General features: G+C 53.0%; 18 protein-coding genes. 7 read left to right on the forward strand and 11 right to left on the reverse strand.

Translation table 11 applies throughout. The features are described 5' to 3' along the window. Positions 1 to 36: 36 nt before the first annotated feature. Complete coding sequence (locus tag OO017_RS00430; RefSeq protein WP_266050469.1) at positions 37 to 1,026, reverse strand: aspartate-semialdehyde dehydrogenase; 990 nt, start codon at positions 1,024 to 1,026, stop codon at positions 37 to 39. Positions 1,027 to 1,271: 245 nt separating this feature from the next. Between OO017_RS00430 and OO017_RS00435 the strand changes: the two genes are divergently transcribed. After that, positions 1,272 to 3,854 (forward strand): lamin tail domain-containing protein, encoded by a 2,583-nt coding sequence (locus OO017_RS00435; RefSeq protein WP_266050470.1) that lies wholly within the window; start codon positions 1,272 to 1,274, stop codon positions 3,852 to 3,854. A 159-nt stretch (positions 3,855 to 4,013) separates the two neighbouring features. Here OO017_RS00435 and OO017_RS00440 read toward each other — a convergent pair whose 3' ends face one another. Then, on the reverse strand, positions 4,014 to 5,222 hold the full coding sequence (locus tag OO017_RS00440) for an alpha/beta fold hydrolase (protein ID WP_266050471.1): 1,209 nt from the start codon (positions 5,220 to 5,222) through the stop codon (positions 4,014 to 4,016). 157 nt (positions 5,223 to 5,379) lie between these two features. Here OO017_RS00440 and OO017_RS00445 point away from each other — a divergent pair, with 157 nt between their 5' ends. Then, the gene (locus tag OO017_RS00445) at positions 5,380 to 6,201 is read left to right on the forward strand and encodes a sulfite exporter TauE/SafE family protein (protein ID WP_266050472.1); all 822 of its coding nucleotides are present in this window, start codon (positions 5,380 to 5,382) and stop codon (positions 6,199 to 6,201) included. 669 nt (positions 6,202 to 6,870) lie between these two features. Here the strand turns inward: OO017_RS00445 and OO017_RS00450 are convergent. From OO017_RS00450 to OO017_RS00465, 4 genes are read right to left on the reverse strand one after another with little or no spacing between them, the layout of a single operon-like run. Next, positions 6,871 to 8,304: a TolC family protein gene (locus OO017_RS00450; RefSeq protein ID WP_266050473.1), complete on the reverse strand. Its 1,434-nt coding sequence runs from the start codon at positions 8,302 to 8,304 to the stop codon at positions 6,871 to 6,873. Between the two features lie 7 nt (positions 8,305 to 8,311). Then, the gene (locus tag OO017_RS00455; RefSeq protein ID WP_266050474.1) at positions 8,312 to 9,679 is read right to left on the reverse strand and encodes an HlyD family secretion protein; all 1,368 of its coding nucleotides are present in this window, start codon (positions 9,677 to 9,679) and stop codon (positions 8,312 to 8,314) included. 3 nt (positions 9,680 to 9,682) lie between these two features. Beyond that, entirely contained in the window at positions 9,683 to 11,422 is a 1,740-nt protein-coding gene (locus tag OO017_RS00460) for a peptidase domain-containing ABC transporter (RefSeq protein ID WP_266050475.1), read from the reverse strand. 3 nt (positions 11,423 to 11,425) lie between these two features. Further along, positions 11,426 to 12,115, reverse strand: a complete 690-nt coding sequence (locus OO017_RS00465) for a TetR/AcrR family transcriptional regulator (protein WP_266050476.1) — start codon at positions 12,113 to 12,115, stop codon at positions 11,426 to 11,428. A 262-nt stretch (positions 12,116 to 12,377) separates the two neighbouring features. On the opposite strand from OO017_RS00465, the gene OO017_RS00470 reads away from it, so the two are divergent. Both OO017_RS00470 and OO017_RS00475 read left to right on the forward strand, forming a co-directional pair. After that, on the forward strand, positions 12,378 to 13,643 hold the full coding sequence (locus tag OO017_RS00470; protein ID WP_266050477.1) for a DEAD/DEAH box helicase: 1,266 nt from the start codon (positions 12,378 to 12,380) through the stop codon (positions 13,641 to 13,643). A 332-nt stretch (positions 13,644 to 13,975) separates the two neighbouring features. After that, positions 13,976 to 14,209, forward strand: a complete 234-nt coding sequence (locus OO017_RS00475) for a hypothetical protein (protein WP_266050478.1) — start codon at positions 13,976 to 13,978, stop codon at positions 14,207 to 14,209. Between the two features lie 89 nt (positions 14,210 to 14,298). On the opposite strand, the gene OO017_RS00480 is transcribed toward OO017_RS00475, so the two are convergent. From OO017_RS00480 to OO017_RS00495, 4 genes are all read right to left on the reverse strand, one after another. Next, entirely contained in the window at positions 14,299 to 14,829 is a 531-nt protein-coding gene (locus tag OO017_RS00480; RefSeq protein ID WP_266050479.1) for a dihydrofolate reductase family protein, read from the reverse strand. Between the two features lie 42 nt (positions 14,830 to 14,871). Next, on the reverse strand, positions 14,872 to 16,161 hold the full coding sequence (locus tag OO017_RS00485; RefSeq protein WP_266050480.1) for a hemolysin family protein: 1,290 nt from the start codon (positions 16,159 to 16,161) through the stop codon (positions 14,872 to 14,874). Between the two features lie 89 nt (positions 16,162 to 16,250). Beyond that, complete coding sequence (locus tag OO017_RS00490; RefSeq protein ID WP_266050481.1) at positions 16,251 to 16,640, reverse strand: thiol-disulfide oxidoreductase DCC family protein; 390 nt, start codon at positions 16,638 to 16,640, stop codon at positions 16,251 to 16,253. Then, entirely contained in the window at positions 16,630 to 16,845 is a 216-nt protein-coding gene (locus tag OO017_RS00495) for a YgaP family membrane protein (RefSeq protein ID WP_266050482.1), read from the reverse strand. Before OO017_RS00495 ends, OO017_RS00490 begins: the two co-directional genes overlap by 11 nt. Before the next feature lie 300 nt (positions 16,846 to 17,145). Between OO017_RS00495 and OO017_RS00500 the strand changes: the two genes are divergently transcribed. From OO017_RS00500 to OO017_RS00510, 3 genes are all read left to right on the forward strand, one after another. After that, entirely contained in the window at positions 17,146 to 17,496 is a 351-nt protein-coding gene (locus tag OO017_RS00500; protein WP_266050483.1) for a hypothetical protein, read from the forward strand. A gap of 398 nt (positions 17,497 to 17,894) precedes the next feature. Then, a complete protein-coding gene (locus OO017_RS00505) occupies positions 17,895 to 18,230 on the forward strand; it encodes a DUF2752 domain-containing protein (protein WP_266050484.1) in 336 nt (111 codons plus the stop codon). Positions 18,231 to 18,236: 6 nt separating this feature from the next. Continuing rightward, on the forward strand, positions 18,237 to 18,587 hold the full coding sequence (locus tag OO017_RS00510; RefSeq protein ID WP_266050485.1) for a TM2 domain-containing protein: 351 nt from the start codon (positions 18,237 to 18,239) through the stop codon (positions 18,585 to 18,587). 92 nt (positions 18,588 to 18,679) lie between these two features. Here OO017_RS00510 and OO017_RS00515 read toward each other — a convergent pair whose 3' ends face one another. Next, positions 18,680 to 19,564 carry a TraB/GumN family protein gene (locus OO017_RS00515; RefSeq protein ID WP_266050486.1) on the reverse strand — a complete coding sequence of 295 codons (885 nt, stop codon included), beginning with the start codon at positions 19,562 to 19,564 and terminating at the stop codon, positions 18,680 to 18,682. Positions 19,565 to 19,870 lie beyond the last annotated feature (306 nt).

Genomic DNA, 19,870 nt, shown 5'->3' on the forward strand with positions numbered 1-19,870 from the left:
TGCTACTTGATACGTGCTACGAGTGTCGCAAAGAAACTACACCAACTCGTGCTTCGCCAGGTACTCGGCAATCTGCACGGCATTGGTCGCGGCGCCTTTGCGCAGGTTATCTGCTACGATCCACATGTTTAGCGTGCGCGGCTGGGTTTCATCCAGGCGTACGCGGCCTACCAGCACTTCGTCTTTTCCGTGGGCATCTTTTGGCATCGGGTAAGCCAGGTTCTTTACGTCGTCTACTACCTTCACGCCTTCAGTCTCGCCGAGGATGCGGTATACCTGGTCCAATGTAAAGTCCTTCTCAAACTCCACGTTCACTGACTCTGAGTGGCCGCCCATCACCGGTATGCGAACCGCCGTCGCCGTTACCCGGATAGAGTCGTCGCCCATGATCTTCTTGGTTTCGAGGATCATCTTCATCTCCTCTTTGGTATAGCCGTTGTCCTGGAACACGTCGATGTGCGGCAGCACGTTCAGGTCGATGGTGTAAGGGTAAGCCTTCTCGCCCTCCTTGCCTTCACGCTCGTTCATCAGCTGCTCAACAGCCTTTACGCCCGTACCTGTTACCGACTGGTAGGTACTTACCACGATTCGCTTCATGTGCAGTTCTTCGTGCAGCTTATTCAGGGCTACCACCATCTGGATGGTAGAGCAGTTCGGGTTGGCGATGATCTTATCTTCTTTTGTCAGTTCTTTGGCATTAATCTCCGGCACCACCAGCTTTTTGGTAGGGTCCATGCGCCAGGCCGAGGAGTTGTCTACCACCACCGTGCCTGCTTCGGCAAACTTAGGAGCCCACTCGGTAGAGGTGCTGCCGCCGGCTGAGAAAATAGCAATTTGCGGGGCAGCCGCAATCGCGTCCTGCATCCCGATAACCTTTACCTGTTTACCCTTAAACTCCATCTGTTTACCAACAGACTTCTCAGAAGCAACCAACAACAACTCTGTCACCGGGAAGTCGCGCTCCGCCAGTACTTTCAAAATTTCGCCGCCCACCAATCCAGTGGCGCCTACTACTGCTACTTTCATTTAAGGATATATTTAATGGTTTAATTTGTCTGAATCAGGATTCTCAGGATGAACAGGATTATAACTTACCCACTCCTTCAAAATCCATTCTCTAACTAACGCCTCCGGCTCCCGTAAAAGTTCTGAAATTCACGAAAGCGGTTGCATTGTACCCGACCTCACAGCGTCTTGCAGACCTGTGAGCGTCTTTGCGTTTGCCCACACGCAGCCGCGAAGTTCGTAAGTTTTCATCACAATATCTGCCCATGAAACAAACTTTACTCCTTATACTGCTGCTAGTTCCGCTTCTGGCCCAAAGTCAACTGCAAGATAGCTTCTCCGACGGCAACTTCACCCAAAACCCTGCCTGGTCCGGCGACACAGGTAGCTTTATCATCAACTCCCAGAGCCAACTGCAGAGCAGCGGGCCAGCGGTAACGGGTGCTATACTTCATTTGGTCACGCCTTCGCAGGCCGCAGTAGGTACCACCTGGGAGTTCTGGACGAACCTGAAACTGGCTACCTCCTCCAGCAACTACGCCGATGTTTGGCTCACCTCCGACTCCGAAGACCTGAAAAGCAACAGCACCAGCGGCTACTTTGTGCGCATCGGTAACACCGCTGATGAGGTAAGTCTGTATCGGAAAGACGCAGGCAAAACAGGCACTATCATCATCAACGGGCAGAACAAGACCGTGGCCACCAGCAACAACGTGGTGCGCGTGCGGGTAACCCGAAGTATAAACCACGATTGGGAGCTACGTATAGACGTGACCGGCACCGGCGAAAGCTACGTGAGCCAAGGCACCGCCACTGATGCTACCTACACCCGCTCGTCATACTTTGGGGTGCTGCTGAAGTATAGCTCGGCCAACAGTCAGAAATTCTACTTTGATGATTTTAGGATTTCGGACACCCAGCCGCCGGTGCTGCAGGAGCTGCAAACCATAAACCCGCAGGAGCTGACGCTGCAGTTTAACGAGCCGCTGCAGCCGGAGCAGGCACAAAGTATCCGTAATTATACTTTAAATAGAAGTATAAACCCGCTGATAGCTGAGTTGGTGGAGCCTGAAAAAGTGCGGCTGGTGTTTAGTCAGGGTTTCCGGAGCGGAACCAATGAGTTAAGTATAGCTAACCTGCAAGACCTGTACGGCAACACGGTTCCGGCACCTCTACTTTCTGACTTCAGTTTTATACCGCCAGCTGTGGTGCCAGACTATAACGAGTTGTTGATCACCGAGATTATGGCCGATGAGAGTCCGGTGGTGGGGCTGCCGGCGCAGGAGTACATCGAGCTCTACAACCCCACCAACAAAGTGCTGAAACTGCAGGGCATCCGCTACTCCGACAACACCTCCACCGCCACGTTCCCGGATGCGCAGCTGCCGCCGCAGGAGTATGCCGTGGTGGTGCCAAACAGCCAGGTGCAGAACTTCAGCGGGTACGGAAAAGTGATCGGCATCAGCAACTTTCCGGGCCTGAACAACGGCGGCGAACTGCTGCAGCTACGTCAGCCAAGCGGTAAACTTATCTACGCAGTTAGTTATGCTGACAACTGGTACAAAGACAACAGCAAACGCGAGGGGGGCTGGAGTCTGGAGATGATTGACGTGCTAAACCCTTGCGGTGGCGTGGAGAACTGGACAGCCGCCGAAGATTCGCGGGGTGGCACACCGGCGCAGCCCAACTCCGTAGCCGCCTCTAACCCCGACAACTCGCCACCCATACTTTTAGATGTTACAGCCACAGCACCAGATAAACTGCTGCTGCGCTTTAACGAGCGACTGGATAGCACACAGGCGACAAGTATAGCCAGCTACAGCATCAGCCCAGGTATAAGTATAAAGCAGGCGCAAGTGCAGGGGCCGCTGTTCATGGAGGTTATTCTTATACTTGGTGAGCAGCTGCAGGAGCGGCAGGAGTATACGTTAAACGCCACAAGTATAACCGACTGCGCTGGCAACACCAATCCGCAGCCTCTGAGCTATACTTTTGCCTTGCCCTCTGCGCCTGCGCCCGGCGATGTGGTGATCAACGAGATACTCTTTAACCCCCGAACCGGCGGCGCCGATTTTGTGGAGCTGGTGAACCGCAGCGACAAATACCTCAACCTGAAAGGCTGGAAGCTGGCCAACACCTCCGGCGACACCATCAGCAACCTCAAAAGTATAAGCACAGCCAACTACGTGCTGGCGCCGGGGCAATACGTGGTGCTCACCTCCAACCCCGACAACATCAAGCAAAACTACCCACAGGCCCGGCAGGAAACCTTTATCAGGATGAGCAGCCTGCCCAGTTACCCCGACGATGCGGGCAAGGTGGTGGTGCAGCAGCCGGACGGCGCGGTGGCAGACAGGTTCAGCTATGACGAAAACATGCATTTTGAGCTTATTGACGACGTGAACGGCGTGTCATTGGAGCGGGTGCGGCTGGAGGGGCCAAGTATAGCCGGCAATTTCCATTCGGCGGCTACCACGGTTTTTGCCACGCCGGGGTACAGGAACTCGCAGTCGCAGGAGGGGGTGCAGGCGCAGCGGGTTTTCGAGATTTCGCCAAAGGTTTTCTCCCCGGATAGCGATGGCTACGAGGACTTCGCCACCATCAATTACCGCACCGACAAAGCCGGGTTGGTGGCCAACATCACCGTGTTTGATGCACAGGGCCGCGAGATTCGCAAGCTGGTGCGCAACGAGCTGTTGGAAGCCAACGGCTTCTTCCGCTGGGATGGCCTGCGCGATGATGGTGCCAAAGCTAATATCGGGTACTATTTGTTTTACATTGAGCTGTTTGGCCTGAACGGGGAGAAAAGCGAGTTTAAGGAGAAGGTGGTGGTAGGCGGCCGGTTCTAATTATACTTTATTAATAGTGTGAGCTAAAATATTTAGGTTTCTGGCTAAAAATGTTAGCAACTTTGTTGATAAGCGATGTTATCCACAGTTGTTGGCTGACAATGTCCCCTTTATGCTAGTGCGAGCTGCAAGCTCGCACTAGCATAAAGAAGGTTCTCCTTAAAACTCCTGTATCCAGGGCACCAGCGAGTGCAGCATCGGCACAAAGGCGGAGCCGTGGCCTTTGCCTTGGATAGGTATAAACGCTAGTTGTTTGGCGCCCCCTGTCTGAAAGCGCTCGTAGGTTTTCTCAGAATTGCTGAATGGCACAATGTTGTCGGAGGTGCCGTGGTAGAGGCGGGTAGGGCTTTGCGGCACCCAATCGTGGAAGCTGTTGGCTTTGAGCGCCTGCTTTAGTTGCTGCTCTTCGTCGTCCTGCTGCAGGTCAGCAAAAAACTCCGGGTTAAAAAGCTTTTTAGGGTCTGTGGTGAGCTCGCGGTTAATAGTGCTGCCGCTCTTGCTGCCATCAAAAAGTGCAGGCAGTCTACTTGCGTAAGGCTCCTGAAAGAACTCCGAAAGCGACCGGTTCCAGTTGTTGGTGTGGTTGTAAGACTGCAGCACATAGGCCAGGTACGCCGGATAAGGGTATGCTTGCCCGGTTTTAATGCCACCGAGCATCTCTTCCAAATTATAACCGCCCGCGCCTGCCGCCGATGCCGTTACCTTCAGGCCATGCGCCGGGTTTGTCTCGATCTCTTTCTGCGCGGCCAGCGTTACATAGCCGCCTTCCGAGTAGCCCACCAGAAACAGTTTATCACTTACGGTAACCTTCTCCTTCTCATAAAGGGTTTTAGCTGCTTTTATCAGGTCAACCACGGCCATGGCAGAGTGCTGCTGGTCGTAGTACGGGTGAAAAATATCCTTAGAGGCCCCAAAACCAATGTAGTCTGGGATGAGGGTAACGTAGCCAGCCGAGGCAAACAGCTCAAAACCGGAAAGCCCCTCGAAATTGGAGGGCGCGTCTTTCTCCGTAAAGATAGTACCATGCTGGGCACTGATGACCGGAGCAGGTGTTGTCATGTTCTGCGGCACGCACACTAATCCCGAGGCCTGAATCTCGCGCTCCTGGTATGTGGTGGTGTAGACCAGCTTGTAAACCGATACGCCATACTTTATCTCGTTGCCGTAGCTGCTGTAGCCCTGTGTGGCGGCCATCTGCTGCAGCAGTTCTTTTGGCACGCTCAGCAGCAGTTCCGACGATACATACAGGTCTTTGGCTGCCGGTGCCTCCACTACGGCAGGCGCAGCGGCTGTGGCTTCTTTGTCGCAGGAAGCATGGCTCAGCAGGGTGCCGAGCAGCAAAGCATAAATAAAGAGTCTCTTGAACACGGGTGATGTCTTTTTGATGTGCAAGAGAGCAACAGTGTTAGGGCCGCAGAAGTGCCATTCGGCTCGGTAAAAAGCAATGTTAAATTTTTAGGGAAGGGCAGCATCAGGTAAGGTTTCTGTACTGTATCTTGCGCCACTTTTTTTACTTTATACTTCTGTGGAAGAAACTATTTACCTGTGCCTGTTCGCCTTTATGGCAGGCTTTATAGATTCGGTGGTGGGCGGCGGCGGACTGATTCAGGTGCCGGCGCTGCTCGTGTTTTTGCCGGGCGTGCCATTGCCAACGGTGTTCGGCACCGGCAAGTTTGCGGGCATAGCAGGCACCACGGCGGCGATGGTCAAGTATGTGCGCAGCGTCAAAATCAATTACCTGGCTATACTACCGGCGGCGGCGGCAGCCTTTATCTGCTCGTTTCTGGGAGCCCGTGCCCTGAGTCACCTCGATGCCAGCCTTCTGAAGCCGCTCATACTCGTGCTGCTGGTGCTGGTGGCGGTTTATACTTTTATCAAAAAGGATTTTGGCTCACTGCACGCGCCTAAGCTTACCGAGTCAAAAGAGAAACTATACGGTTTGCTGATCGGTGCGGCCATTGGCTTTTACGACGGCTTCTTCGGCCCCGGTACGGGCAGCTTTCTCATCTTTATCTTCATTGGCTTGTTCGGCTTCAACTTTCTGGCGGCCTCGGCGGCGGCTAAGGTGGTGAACGTGGCTACGAACCTTTCGGCCCTGCTATACTTTGCCTGGAACGGCTATGTGCTCTACGAGGTGGCCGTGCCGATGGCTGTCTGCAGTATACTTGGCTCGCAGTTGGGCACCCGCACCGCCCTGAAGCGCGGCGTTGGGTTTGTGCGGGTACTGTTCCTGGTGGTGGTTACCGGCATCATCCTCAAGTTCGCTTACGACACCTACGGCACCGGCGGCAGCGATTTTGCCAAGCTAGCGACCTCGGTGCAGGCGTGGTTCGGCCGGAGGGGGTGAGTTTGTTGTTGGTTATTAGGGAGGTAACTACGCTTTTCCGTGGCGGGAGCGTCCTTGCCTTTTATGCTTTCGGGGCTTCGAATCGTGAACGTATATCGTTTGGGACTGTGGTTCAGTGGGGGTGTAGGCCTGCTCCAGCTATTTGGCAGTGCCGGATCCAACCACCCCTGCCCCTCCTTGTCAGAGGAGGGGAATTTAACCCCACCCCAACCCTCCCCTAAGAACAGGGGAGGGAGCCTAGTTCAAGCTCCGTCAGCCGCGGCTATCAGAATCTGATCCCAGTCCTTGGGTTGAGCGCCTTGTGAGATCCGGTGCCCAAAGGGCAGCGCCCTGGCGCAGGAGGGAACACAGCGCGATGCCCGAGGACGAGGCCTCCCAGCCTTGAGGGCACCACGGCCAGAAATGAAACTATAGGTATATAAGACTGAGGATGAACAGTGGCTAGGAAGGATAGCTTGGATCAAGTTGTGGGAAGCCGGGGCTAAGCGTAAAGGCACAAGCGGACGCTTGAGCCAGAACCGGTCAGCAAGTATAGCCAAAGTATAAGTATGGCTCTTCGAGCCAGTCGAGCCAGAGACTCGACACTATAAAACGGCACGAGTTGCAAACTCGCGCCAGCGATAGGCACAAGCAGACGCGTGCGCCAGCAAGCAGTAACCAACAACCAAACTACTCCACTTCCATACTTCCGGCAGACCAGTAGAGAAAAGTGCGGGCCTTGGCATACTTTGCCCGAAGGTTGTAAAGTTTGGCCTGTGCCTCCATCAGTTTCATCTCGCGGGAGTTGACCAGGAACAGGGAGCTTTCGCCGTTCTGGAAGCGGATTACCTCGCCGTTGCGGAGCGTGTTGGCGTTCTCCACCATCTGCTGCTGCAGCCGTATTTGCTCCTCCAGCGCCAGCCACTCGTTGTAGGCGGCCAGTATGCTGTTCTCTACCTCGCGCGCCGTCTGGGTTAGCTCCAGGGCGTTGGCTTGCTGTTTGGCTTTGGTGAGCTGTAGTTTGCCACGCTCCTCCCGCAGGAACAGGGGCAGGCTGAAACTGAGGCCCAGTTTATAGTTCTCACCCATAAAACTGCGGTCTATCGCCTCCGGCCTCATATAGAAATCGCTTTGCAGCAGGTTATACTCTGCGTTTAGCTTGGGCTTTAACTTATCGGCAGCCACGCGGCGGTCTAGTTGCAGCTGCTCGCCCTTCAGGCTCAGTTTGCGCAGGTCGGGGTGGTTGGCTTTGGCGTTCTCCAGCAACTGTTGCAGCTCTTCCTGCCCCAGTGCTACGGTTTCGCTGCCAGTGAGGGCGGGGATGGTCTGCTCCTGCAACTCCAGCGGGGTTTCGTCCTCGGCCCACAAGTGCGTGGCAACCAGCAGGCGGGCATTGTTGTAACCCAGCTGTGCCTCCTGCAGCAGCACCTGCCGCGTTTGGACTTCTGTGAGGGCCTCCACGGTATCAATAGCGGCCAGGTCGCCTTCCTGCACACGGGCACGTACTGCCTGCAGCCTGAAACCGGCCAGCTCCACGGCCTCCTGGTACAGCTGCACCTGCCTGAAGTATAAAAGCCAGTCCCAGTAGTCTTTGGTGGCCTGCAGCAGCAGCTTGTTGATGAGTTTGATGCGTTCGGCCTCGGCTATGTCCTGCATCAGGCGGGCCTGCCGGATGGTGGCGCGGCGCTCATCTATAAACAAACCCTGCCCCAGCGGCACCGAAATACCCACCGAACTCAGGCCCTCAGAAGGGGTGTAGTCCATGGGGTTGAGGTTGGCGCCGGTGTTCTTGTCGAAGCCCGCTTTCAGCTCCGGCCCGAACCAGAGTGGCACACGAAGGGTGTTGCTCCAAAGGTTATAGTACTCCTTGCCTCCAAACTCCTTGCGGTACACTTTGCTGGAGATAACAGGGTCTAACGAGCCGCGGGCAATCCGCAGCTCCTGCCGCGCCTGCTCCGATAGCAGCGCTGCCTGCGAGGCCACCGGGTGGTGCTGCAGCACGATCTGCAGAAACTCCTGCAGCGTAAGCACCTGCTGCAACGAGTCCGGCTGCTGCGCCCTTGTGTGGAGCGTACCAAGTATAATCAAGGCCAGGAAAACAGTGAGTGATCGTATAAGGTGCATACTTATTCTATTCCTTTTTAGCGGATGCCGTACTTTTTTTAGCCTCTGCTGCCGAAGCGCCTTTGCCTTCTGTATAGTCCGGAGGGAAATTGTTCAGCTGTCGCCACAGCTCATACCAGATCGGCACGGTTTTCAGCATGGCCCAACCGTAAACTCCCGAACCCACACGCAGCGGCTCCGGCCACGGCTCGGCAGCCGGATCCGGCACCACCAGCATGCGGTAGCGGCCGTTGGTGCCGGTATTGTCGATCACGGCTACTTTGCCGCCAAAGGTGCCAAAACTAGCCCCTGGCCATCCAGAGAATACCAGCGTAGGCCAGCCCTCAAACTGCAGCCGCACCTCGTCGCCGGGGTCTATCAGCGGCAGGTCCAGCGCATCAATATATAGTTCGGCAGCCAGGTCCGGGTCCTGCGGCATGATGGTGGCCAGCGGCTCGCCCTCCTTTATCGTCTCGCCAATGCCCGCCTTCAGTGTCTGCACTACGTAACCATCCTGCGGCGCCACGATCTGATAGTACTGGCTTCGGACCTGTGTGCTTGAATATTCGTTCTGCAGCTTGGCCACATCAGCCTGCGTGGCATAAGTATAAGAGCGGGTGGCGCTGAGTTCGGCCTCTGCCTTGGCAATCTTGTCGCCATACTCGGCCTGCAGTGAGTTTAGTTCGGTGCGGGCATTCTGCAGCTCGGCCTGCGTGGCCTCATACTTGTTGATTAGCGAGAGCAGCTTGGCCTGCGCCTCCTGCAGCTTCAGGCGGCGCTGCTCCAGCTCCGTCAGCGACTTCAGGCCCTGCTTGTACAGGTTCTCCTGGCGCTCAAACTGCGACTCGGCAATAGCCAGTTCGGTGCGCTGCGCCACTACATCCATGCTGTCGCTCTGCAGTTTCAGGCGTGTCTGTGCCACTTTGTTCCGGGCTTTCTGCAGGCTAAAGGTAAGCCCCTCGCGCAGGGCCTTTATCTGCTCCTGCATGGCTTTTTCCTTCGCCAGGTTGGCGTCCACGGCTCCCTCCTTCGCCTGTACCTGCTCCTCCAGGCGCGTCAGCAGGTTAGGGTCCATGTACTTTTCCTTTATCTCTGAGAGGCTGGCAATTGTGTCGCCCTTCTTCACTAAAGCGCCTTCCATTACATGCCACTGCTCGATGCGGCCGGCTATGGTGGCCTCCACGGTCTGCGGCCTGTCCTGCGGGGTAAGCGCCGTCAGGGTACCCTGTGAGCGGATATTCTGCGTCCAGGGGAGGAACAGGGAAAGCATCATGACCAGGAAGATGCCCCCGATCCAGTAGGTAAGTGTGCGGCCCAGGTGCGGCGTCTGCACTTCATCCATTACCTCCAGGTGCTGCTTTTCTGTATTATCAAACTCTTTTAACTCGGTAGCCATAGGTTAGCTGATTACGTCGGTTAACTCATGCACAACTTCCATCTCCTTTATCTGCTCATAACTGCCGTTGGCCACCAGGTGCCCGTCCTGCAGCAGGATCGTGCGGTCGCACAGTTCCATCACCTCTCTGTCATTGGATACGATGAGTATGGTCCAGTCGAACTGGGGACTGGTGAGCAGGCGCAGGAACTCCATCTTATCTTTCTTGGCCATGCCCGCCCACAGGTTATCTATGATCAGAAGCTTGGGGCGCTGCACCAGGCTGCGGGCCATTACTATTTTGCGTGCCACGCTGCCGGGCAGGCGCATGCTGCCGCCGGTGAGGTAGGCGTGCAGGCCATCCGGCAAAGTATGCACAAACTGCGTCAGGCCGGTTAGTTCTATGGCCCACAGGATATCCTTCATCGGCAGGTTGCGGCCCAGGGTGATGTTCTCTATCAGGGTGCCGTCAAACACCTGCTCCTTACTGATGTTATCGCCGATGAGGCTGCGCAGGTTGCCCTTGTGCAGGTCGTGCATGGAGATGCCATTGAAGCTGAGGCTGCCGCCGTAGGAGGGCAGCAGCCCCAGCAGTATACTTATCAGCGTGCTTTTGCCGGAGCTGTTAAACCCTGCCAGGCACACGCGCTCCGAAGGCTGTATGGTAAAGTTCAGGTTCTCCAGCGCTACCTTTTTGGTGTCCAGGAACTTGTAGCTCAGGTTGCGGGCCTGTATGCTCAGGCCGCCATCCAGGGGCAGCTCATCCAGCTTTATACCTTTCACCTCCTCTATCGGCAGGTCGGTCACCTGGCCTATCTTATCGAGGCTCGCCATCACATCGTACACGGTGTCCAGCTTGATGATGATCTTCTCCACGGCCGTCATGATGAGGATGATGATGATCTCGGAGGCTACGAACTGGCCGATGTTTATCTCCTGCTGCACCACCAGAATGCCGCCCAGCACCAGCAAGCCACCTGTGATAAAGGTCTTGAACCCCACAAAACTGTAATACTGCGTCATCAGCACCTTAAAGTGCTTGCGGCGCACATCCAGGTAGCTTTTTACATAGTTGTTGGTGCGCTCCATGGGCAGGTCGGTGTGGCCCACCAGCTTAAAGGTGCTCAGCGACCGGGCCATCTCCTCCAGCCACGCCACCAGCTTATACTTATACTTGGACTCCTTTATACTTGTGTCGATGCCCTTGCCGCCGGTGGCCCAGATAATAAGCACCAGCACCGTTACCAGTATCAGGCCCAGGAAGATGAAGTAGGGGTGGTAGAAGGAGAGCAGGATCAGGCCAAACACGATCTGGATCACAGCCGTGGAGAAGTCTACGAGTATCTTGGCTATTCCCTTTTGCAGGATGGGCACATCAAAAAATCGGTTCATGAGCTCCGGCGGGTTATACTGCAGCAGGGCCTCCGGCTGAAAGCGCGGGATGCGGTAGGCAAACTCGGAGGCCGTGCGCGCAAACAGGCGCTGCTGTATAAACTCCACCAGCCACAGCTGCATTACCTGCAGGCCACCCACAATCAGCAGGGCCAGCACGATCAGGCTGATCAGCACCACCACCGAAGTCGTTACCTGCCCGCTCGATACAAAGCCCACGATGCTCTGGATGCCCAGCGGGATCATCAGGCTGATGAGGCCGGCGGCGACAGCATACACATACATATACATAATCTCCCGACGCTCTATCGAGAGCAGGTTCAGGAAGCGCTGCAGGGGAGTCATTTTCTTATCTGTTTTGGTAGCATTCATCTTTTAGCGGTCATTCAGGTGTTGGTCTACAGCGGCAAAAACCATCTGCTTCAGGAATCCGATCGTTTCACTGTACCGCTCTCCTTTCACCTCGGTTAGGGAGGGCAGGTGCTGGGCAAAGAACAGCTGCTGGTGCGCCGCCTCCAGCGTGGTGGTCATCAGGGCGTGCGGATAGGGGTAAGCCGGGTTTATCTCCAGCACCACCAGCGCCAGGTAATGGCAGAAATGCTTCAGCTCCAGAAAGTAGCCGGCTTTGTTCTCGGCATCTACCTCCTTCGTGTGGTGCACTTTGGATGATTCGGCCACCACCACGCGGTGCAGCACGCGCTCATCAATGTATACTACGGCAGGATCGTCGGCCTCGCCGGCTTTGGTGATGACCTCTATGGCCCTTGCCAGCCGCTCTCGCGGGCCCTCGATATTCTGTGTGTGAAAGATAACCGTGTAGTGCAGCCAGGCCCAGTACCACGATACCAGGTACACCAGCAACTTGTGCTTGTTTTCGAAATAACGGTACACCGAGGCCTCTGTGGAGCCGATCTCGGTCGCAAGCTTCTTGAACGTAAAGGCCTCAAAGCCGAGCTCATCAATTAGTTTTATACTTTCGGAGATAATCTTCCTGCCCAGTTCGGTCGCCTCCGGCTCGCGCAGGTACGACTGGTGCTTCAGGTTTATATGGATGGTGGTAGCCATGTTTTCCCGTGGTTGATGTGTACGCTCTGGTTTATACTTTTACTTAAACAGCTTTTATGGTGCAAAGTTATACTTGCTTTTATGTATAATAGTAATACTATCAAAAAAGTTTATTGTTTAGCCGGTTTTATTTTCAACGCTTGCAGGCAAGCGTAGGGGCAAAACGCGGCTGCAGCAAATAGCAAGTCTAGAATCAGAGAGAAAGCGTACCTTTGCACACTGGCTCTACCGTATGTATAGGCATCAAGTATAAACCATCACCATGAAGTTTGAAGATTACCGCATCTCCGACGAGATAAAGAAAAGCCTGAGCAAGCTGGGCTTTAAAAAGCCAACCGATATTCAGTTTAAAGCCATTCCACCCATTATGAAGGGCGAGGATGTGCTGGCCATTGCCCAGACGGGTACAGGTAAAACAGCTGCTTTTGCCATTCCGGTGCTCGACAGGCTGCAGTTCAGCAAGAACCGCAAGCGCGGCGACGGGATTAAGTGTATCGTGATGGTGCCGACCCGCGAGCTCGCGCTGCAGATTACCGAGGTGTTTAACGAGATTGGCCGTGGCACCCGTGTAAGCACCTTCTGTGTGTTTGGAGGCGTGGAGCAGGGGCCGCAAATCGCGAAGCTGGAGAACGGCATTGATGTGCTGGTTGCCACCCCCGGCCGCCTGTTCGACCTCGTGAGCCAAGGGCATATCCACCTGCACCGCGTGGAAACCCTGATCCTGGACGAAGCCGACCACATGCTGGACCTGGGCTTTATACATGACATCCGCCAGCTTATTACCAAGCTGCCGCGCCAGCGCCAGACGCTGTTCTTCTCGGCCACCATCAACGAGAAGATTAAAGAGCTGGCCTATTCGCTTGTGAACAAGCCGGTGCGCATCCAGATCTCCCCGAAAGACCCGGTTTCCAAGAACGTGGACCACTCGGTGATGTTTGTGGATATGGACGATAAGCGCTTCTTCCTGGAGCGGGTGGTGAACCAGAACCCGGACAAGAAGATTCTGGCCTTTGTGCGCACCAAGGTACGCGCCGAGCGTGTGGTGGCCGCCATGGAGCGCGTGGGCATTCAAGCCATAAGTATACACGGTGGCAAAGAGCAGAAAGACCGCCTTGACGTAATGCGTAAGTTTAAGAAGGGCGAGGTGAAGCTACTGGTCGCGACGGACGTGAGCGCCCGCGGTATTGACATCCCTAGCGTTGACTATGTGGTGAACTATGACTTGCCGGAGCAGCCCGAGAATTACGTGCACCGCGTGGGGCGTACGGGCCGGGGCACCGAGAAAGGTATTGCCGTTAGCTTCTGCGCCCCGGAAGAGAAGCCCATACTTGACGAGATTCAGAAATACCTGACAAAAGATATTAAGGTGCTGGAGGTGGAGAAGGAGGACTACGAAGCCACGATCGATTTCAGCGCCGATGCCAAGTATGACTGGAAAACCCTGATCAAAGAGGCCGAACAAGCGGATGAAAAAGTGAAGGCGGCCAAGTCAAAAAAGGCAAAAGCCAAGGCAAAGAAAAAGAAATAAGCGGAAGCTGCATCAGTACATCAAAGGCCTGCACGGATTTACCTCTGTGCAGGCCTTTGTTTTTGTACAGATATTATTTGCCTGTTAGTAGATATGATGGCTGCGTTGATCGTGTTTTGCCCTGGTGGAGCCGTAGGTAACGTTTGTAAGCATGGATTTGATTGTATTGGGGATGGCAACATTAGGTTGATAAATTGCACATAAATGGTGTCTTTTGGTGCACTTTTGTCAGAAGTTTTCGTATAATAAAGTGTAGAGTTTAAAATAAATGTTTAATAATTAAAAAAATATGTATCGTTAAAAATGCATAATTAAAGAAAGGAGCGTACGTGATGAGAAGACACAGAAGAAATGAGGGGCTGGGAATATCCGACACCTGGAACTACACTTTAAGAACTGTAGGTGACAGCTTAGGCTTCACCAGAGAGTTTACTGATTCGGTTAACCAGGAGATGATGGATGAAGAGCGTATAGCCCGCAAGCACAGGCTGGAAAAAGAGCACAGACAGGACCAGGATCAAACCTATCCAAGCTGCAGCCTCGACGACAGACCAGAGATACCGTAAGCATACAAGTAAAACAACGTTCACCCAAGTAACTTAATTAGCAGCAGCGGCCACGCATAAATATGCCTGGAAGTTGCTGTTTTCTTTTATTAGGTCGGTTTCAGCCTTAGTTGCACAAAACCATTCTTATAGCTTTGGCTCTCCAGTACCTGCAGCTGGCGCTCCTGCGCGCCTTTGGCAAACAGCGGTATGCCGTTGCCAAGTATGATGGGGATAGAGGTAAGTATAAGTTCGTCTATCAGGCCGGCGTTTAGCAGCAGTGTGTTTATCTCTCCGCCACCGATAAGCCAGATGTTCTGCCCTTGCTGCTGCTTCAGCCCCTTTGCAAAGGCCGCCACATCCTGCTGCACAAACTGCACATGTTCGTTGCCTTGGTGACCGGAGCGACTGAATACATAGTTGGTTGTACCAGGGTAGGGGAAAGGTGCATCAAAACCTTGAATCGCTTTATAGGTGCTGTGCCCCATCAGGGTGGTGTCTATACTTTGCAGGAAGGCGCTGTAGCCAAAGTCCTCGCCCGCTAAGGTATACTTTTCGTTGTGCAGCCAGCTGGTGTCGCCGTTGGGGCGGGCAATGTAGCCATCAAGGCTGGCTGCAATGTAGAGAGTCACTTTCCTCATCGTTTTGCTGAAGGAGGGCGTTAGTCCCTTCCCCTAATTAAACTACGGGGTTTCTGCTTCTTGTGTCAGCATGAGCTTGTCAATTCGCGCGCCATCCATGTCAACTACTTCTAACCGGTGCCCATTAAGTGTTATTTTATCGCCGATGTGAGGCACCCGGGAGATGTGGTGAAGTATAAACCCGGCCACTGTGTTGTACAGTTTTTCATTTTCAGGTATAAGTTTGTGGCCCAGGTGCAGGTTTAACTCCGCTATAGAGGTGCTGCCACTGATCAGCCTTGAGCCGTCTTTGCGGATAAAAATGTTGGGCTCAGCTTTCTCCCCCAAATCGGGAATATCGCCTACGATAGCCTCCATAATGTCGTGCAGCGTAATCACGCCTTCCACGGCGCCATGCTCATCCACCACAATGCCTATATACTGCTTGCGCTCCCGGAACAGGCGCAAGGTGTTTACGGCAAGCATGTTTTCCGACAGAAATACAGGCTGTTTCACGATCTTACTTACATGAAAGTCTGGCTTGTCTTTTAAAGCAAGGAAATCCTTTGCCGATAGCAGGCCAACCACATGGTCTATGCTGCCCCTGCAAACCGGGAATTTAGAATGCGGACTCTGTACAAGGAGCTCATGTATGGCTTTAGCGGAGGCGTCGGCCTCTATCCACTGCACGTCGTTGCGGCGCGTCATCAGGTTGCTGTTGCGCTGATCGTAAAGGCTGAAGATGTTCTGGTGCAACTGCTCCTCCTCTACCTCCAGCACACCCTCACGGCCCGCTATCCGCAGCATGTGCCGCAGCTCCTCCTCTGTAACGGTGTGGGCATCGCCTTTCGGTTTTATGCGCAGTAAACGAATGATCAGGTTTGTGGAGCCGGACAGTAGCCGCACCAAAGGGTAAGTAATAGCTGTAAAGGATTTTATGAAAGGGGCCACCAACAGGGCTATGGCAAGCGTGTTGCGGAGGGCGACCGTCTTCGGAATCAGCTCGCCAATAACAATGGTAAAGTACGTGATAAGTATAACGAGCAGCGTAATTGAAATTTGGGAGGCATAAGGCGCCAGCGCTTTCACTTTGCTGATGTAAGGGATAAGCTCATTTGATAACGTGGTGCCGCCGTAAGCTCCTGCCACAATCCCGATCAGGGTAATGCCCAACTGAATAGAGGAGAGGAAGTTCTCGGGGTGTTTGTGCAGGTCAAGTATGATTTTGGCCCTGGCGCTCCCTTTGGTGGCTTTGTGCTCCACCCTGCTTTTTTTTACAGACACCAGCGCCGTCTCCGACAAGGCGAAGAACCCGTTCAGGAGTGTAAGTATAAATATGATGATAACTCCCATGTGCTGTAAGGCTGGCCGCTTGTAAGTATACTCTGGCACCGGGGGTAATTGTTCTTCTGACCTTTAAAATAAGCGGCAAGAAAGCAACATCAGGCCCCGCGAAAAATCAGCTTGGTTAACTTGTAGAAGAAGTCGCGGTGGTCGGCCACTAAGCGGTAACCGGCCTCCGCCACTGTGCTTGCCAGCGGCAGGCGGTGGTACAGCCAGCTCCAGACGCTATAGCCACTCAGGTGCAGCAGCGCAGCAACAGCCTCGGCCCCGTGCAGGCGCTGCCCGTACCGCGTAAACAGGTAAACAGATTTGCTGAACTGCGCATGCGTGATGCCATGGAAGCCATCCGGCACCTCTTGGTAAGGCACGTAAGCAATCTTGTCGCCGGTTCTGCGCCTCCACCTGTTTACCCAGTACTTACAGAAACTGCAATCCCCATCATACACCAGCACCGGTTTTTGCAGGGAGCCCCAATAATCATTCGCCATCGTTTACAGTTTCCGCAGGTTTGCTGTGGCAGACGCTATAGCCTACAGCCGCGTTAATCGGGCACCAGCGCAGCATACCCGTCAGGATCGGGATCAGACCAACAGCGGCCAGCGGTTTAGAATTATAATAAGCGCCCACACCGATTAGTGCCAGCCCTGCCAGCACCCGCGCCTTTTGCTCAACTAGTCCTACGTTGCATTCCATTTTTCCAGAAGTTTAGGTTATACCTGTTATACTTTGGGCAGGCTTTTGGGTTAGCCCGCCAGGTAAAACAGCTTATGTGAATCCGGAGGCGGAGAAAAGAATCTGTAGAAACATGTGATGTGGAAAAATTCCACACTTTGTGGAATCGGGACACAGACTGCCAGTGATATTCTACAATCTGTATATTTAATAAATGTGCCTTATGTTATTGTGTGTCAGGTTTATACTTAAAAATGTGAGTTTGGCACGGTTCTGTTACTATAGCAAGCAGATTACAAATTAGGATTTACAGAATAGAACATGAAAAAAGCGACATTTTTTGCAGCAGCAATAGCCATATTAGGATTTACTTCACTAAATGCCCAGGCGCAAGAGCAGGCGCAAACTCAAGGCCAGCAGACTGAGCAGGTGCAGGAGCAAGGCAACCGCGAGTTAGTAACCCAGGACCAGTTACCAGAAGCTGTGCAGAATGCTCTCAAGAGCGATGTGTACAAAGACTGGACGGTAGGTGAAATCCACAAAATCACGCCGGAAGAAGGCGCTGCTAACGCCGAAGTGGTATATGAGATTAAGCTAACCAACGCAGAAGGCCAGGAAGGTGTGGTAAGAATGAATGAAAAAGGCGGAGCCGCCGAATCTGAAAAAGAATAACTGTGAACGTCATATAGTAAGCTTAAAAAAGCTCCATTTTGTGGAGCTTTTTTTTATGCCCTATTTTTTTTGAAGATGGCTGTATACAGTGAAGGCTGTTTACCTGAATATGATAAAACTCCGCTGTAAACCGAAGTGAATGGGTAGGTTTGTATAAACAGTTGCACTTGAAGTATAAATAAGAGTTTACAGCAGGTTAGGCTTACTTGCTCTGATCCCACCAAGTATAAGAACCACTACTAATACCGAAACAGTAGCTTCTGTGATAAGTTAAGTGCCGGATACGTAAGTATAAAAAGAGTATGAGCGTAGTGGTTATTCAATAAAGTTTTGAATATCATATTTTTGTATTACTTTAAATGTGAGTTCTGGATTTCCAAACTATTGCTAAAGTTGAGATGGGAGGCTTAAAAAATCTACGCAACAGTTGGGCTCGGTGGGAGAAAAAGTTGCCGCTGGAGGTGCTGCTTTGGCTTTTGGGTTTAACCATACTAGCCTTGATGGACCCGTACGGGGAGCACCTTTTTAGCTTTTGCCCTTTCAGTTGGATAGTAGAGAGTGGCTGTCCAGGCTGTGGCCTGGGGCATAGCATTGCCTATCTGGCGCGGGGCGAGTGGCAGGCATCCTGGGCGGCGCATCCCCTGGCTGTTCCTGCTGTGCTGCTGCTGTTGTGGCGCTGTGGCACTCTTTTATACTTTCACCAAACGCATGTATCATCTAACAAACTAAAATAAAACTATATGGCAAGTATACTACACCTGATGCCGGATCTGGAGCCGGATGAAATGGGCTATGTGCAAACGCTGGTGCAACCTATGACAGAGGGTGAGGCACAGCGGTTTGCAAGTATTTACCGTTCCCGTCGCCGTGAGCCTATGTTGATACTGGCCACTACGCTGGCAGGCTTTTTTGGGGTGGCCGGTATCCAGCGCTTACTGGTAGGGCAGATAGGACTAGGTATACTATACTTTTTTACCGGAGGACTTTGCCTTGTAGGTACCATTGTAGACCTTATTAACCACAAGCGGCTGGCCTACGAGTACAACGTGAAAGAGGCAGACAGGACAGTGGCGATGATGCGCTACAGCTAACCAGGGCAGCTCGGGTTATCTACACTTATGCAGAAATAAAAGAGTCAGGTACGGCCTCAGCCGTGCCTGGCTCTTCATGCTTTGGGGTTATGCTATTTTGTAACAGGCGTTACTTTATAACCTTGCTTGCGCAAAAGGGTGATCACCCCGTCCTTGCCAGCTAAGTGTGCGGCCCCAACGGCAAAAAAAGTCGGCTTGGCCTTCGCCATCTGCTCCATCACAGGGATCCAGTTCTTGTTGCGCTGCACCAGGAATACCTCGTTAAACGCTTTGTAGTATTCCTCCGAATAATCACGCCTCATCAGTTCCTGCAGCCCCTTCAGGTCCTGGGCCAGGTAAAGCTCCACCATCTCACGATACTCCGCCTTAGACCGTGAAGTGTCGCTTACAGTACGCACCAGCATATCCACGTACATGTCATTAGGTAGTTTGTCCACGGCGGCCATTTGCTCCTGCACTGTTTCAATCCCGATCACCTCTTTCTGCTGGCTGTGGGCTAGTTCCATCAGCTTCTGCTCATAAGATTCCGGCGTGCATTCCGTCAGAACAGGCAGTAGCATGGTCTGGATCATAAAAGGCTTCATGTTGTCAAGGTATTTAAGCTCCATGCCGTAGCTCTTCGCAAAAAGCTCCGCCAGGGTCTTGTATTCTTCCTCTTCAAACATTTCTCTTAGCGACTGCCCTTCCGGCAGCGTGGCATACTGCATCACCTGGGCCATCATGTTAGGGTCGTCCATATCCAGTTCCAGTGAGAGCTGCTCCGTTTGCGTTATTGTTTCCTGCAAAGCCTTTGAAATCACCATTTTGTCGGGGCAAACCGCGTGGATGGTGCCATAGAGGTAGGATGGCTTTTTCAAACCCTTACCTGAAATTTTCCAGAGAAGTACATTCTCATCTTTTTCGCCTCCCGCTAGTGCAGGCTGTAGCTGTGCCAGCATGAATAGCAATGCCAGCAGTAAGTGTAGTTTTCTGTTCATATCTGATTTCTAGTAAATAGTAGGCAATCTAACAAAATTTCCAGAGGGTTTGAGAGGACTTTTAGCTGCTCGCTACCTTATGTATAGGGAGCAAATAATGGCGGCAGGAAAACAAGATTGAAGTTATAACATGTGCTACATGATGGCGTTGATTTATCTTTAATCACTGTCCATTATATCACAGGTATTATTCAATTCTGTGCTTTGTTCTCCTGTGTTATAATGTTATGGCATAGGGAAAGTTATATTTTTGTGTATGGTGGGATGTGGTATGCAAATTGTGCAACTGCCTAACTTTACTTTATG

Source organism: Pontibacter anaerobius (assembly GCF_026241195.1).
Classification (GTDB): domain Bacteria; phylum Bacteroidota; class Bacteroidia; order Cytophagales; family Hymenobacteraceae; genus Pontibacter; species Pontibacter anaerobius.

What these genes read in the sequence shown, in the direction of transcription:
- OO017_RS00515 (WP_266050486.1), bottom strand. Translation starts at nt 19,564, where the DNA reads ATGAACAGAAAACTACACTTACTGCTGGCATTGCTATTCATGCTGGCA.
- OO017_RS00455 (WP_266050474.1), bottom strand. Translation starts at nt 9,679, where the DNA reads ATGGCTACCGAGTTAAAAGAGTTTGATAATACAGAAAAGCAGCACCTG.
- OO017_RS00495 (WP_266050482.1), bottom strand. Translation starts at nt 16,845, where the DNA reads ATGGAATGCAACGTAGGACTAGTTGAGCAAAAGGCGCGGGTGCTGGCA.
- OO017_RS00470 (WP_266050477.1), top strand. Translation starts at nt 12,378, where the DNA reads ATGAAGTTTGAAGATTACCGCATCTCCGACGAGATAAAGAAAAGCCTG.
- OO017_RS00430 (WP_266050469.1), bottom strand. Translation starts at nt 1,026, where the DNA reads ATGAAAGTAGCAGTAGTAGGCGCCACTGGATTGGTGGGCGGCGAAATT.
- OO017_RS00460 (WP_266050475.1), bottom strand. Translation starts at nt 11,422, where the DNA reads ATGAATGCTACCAAAACAGATAAGAAAATGACTCCCCTGCAGCGCTTC.
- OO017_RS00480 (WP_266050479.1), bottom strand. Translation starts at nt 14,829, where the DNA reads ATGAGGAAAGTGACTCTCTACATTGCAGCCAGCCTTGATGGCTACATT.
- OO017_RS00465 (WP_266050476.1), bottom strand. Translation starts at nt 12,115, where the DNA reads ATGGCTACCACCATCCATATAAACCTGAAGCACCAGTCGTACCTGCGC.
- OO017_RS00500 (WP_266050483.1), top strand. Translation starts at nt 17,146, where the DNA reads ATGAAAAAAGCGACATTTTTTGCAGCAGCAATAGCCATATTAGGATTT.
- OO017_RS00505 (WP_266050484.1), top strand. Translation starts at nt 17,895, where the DNA reads ATGGGAGGCTTAAAAAATCTACGCAACAGTTGGGCTCGGTGGGAGAAA.
- OO017_RS00450 (WP_266050473.1), bottom strand. Translation starts at nt 8,304, where the DNA reads ATGCACCTTATACGATCACTCACTGTTTTCCTGGCCTTGATTATACTT.
- OO017_RS00435 (WP_266050470.1), top strand. Translation starts at nt 1,272, where the DNA reads ATGAAACAAACTTTACTCCTTATACTGCTGCTAGTTCCGCTTCTGGCC.
- OO017_RS00490 (WP_266050481.1), bottom strand. Translation starts at nt 16,640, where the DNA reads ATGGCGAATGATTATTGGGGCTCCCTGCAAAAACCGGTGCTGGTGTAT.
- OO017_RS00510 (WP_266050485.1), top strand. Translation starts at nt 18,237, where the DNA reads ATGGCAAGTATACTACACCTGATGCCGGATCTGGAGCCGGATGAAATG.
- OO017_RS00485 (WP_266050480.1), bottom strand. Translation starts at nt 16,161, where the DNA reads ATGGGAGTTATCATCATATTTATACTTACACTCCTGAACGGGTTCTTC.
- OO017_RS00475 (WP_266050478.1), top strand. Translation starts at nt 13,976, where the DNA reads ATGAGAAGACACAGAAGAAATGAGGGGCTGGGAATATCCGACACCTGG.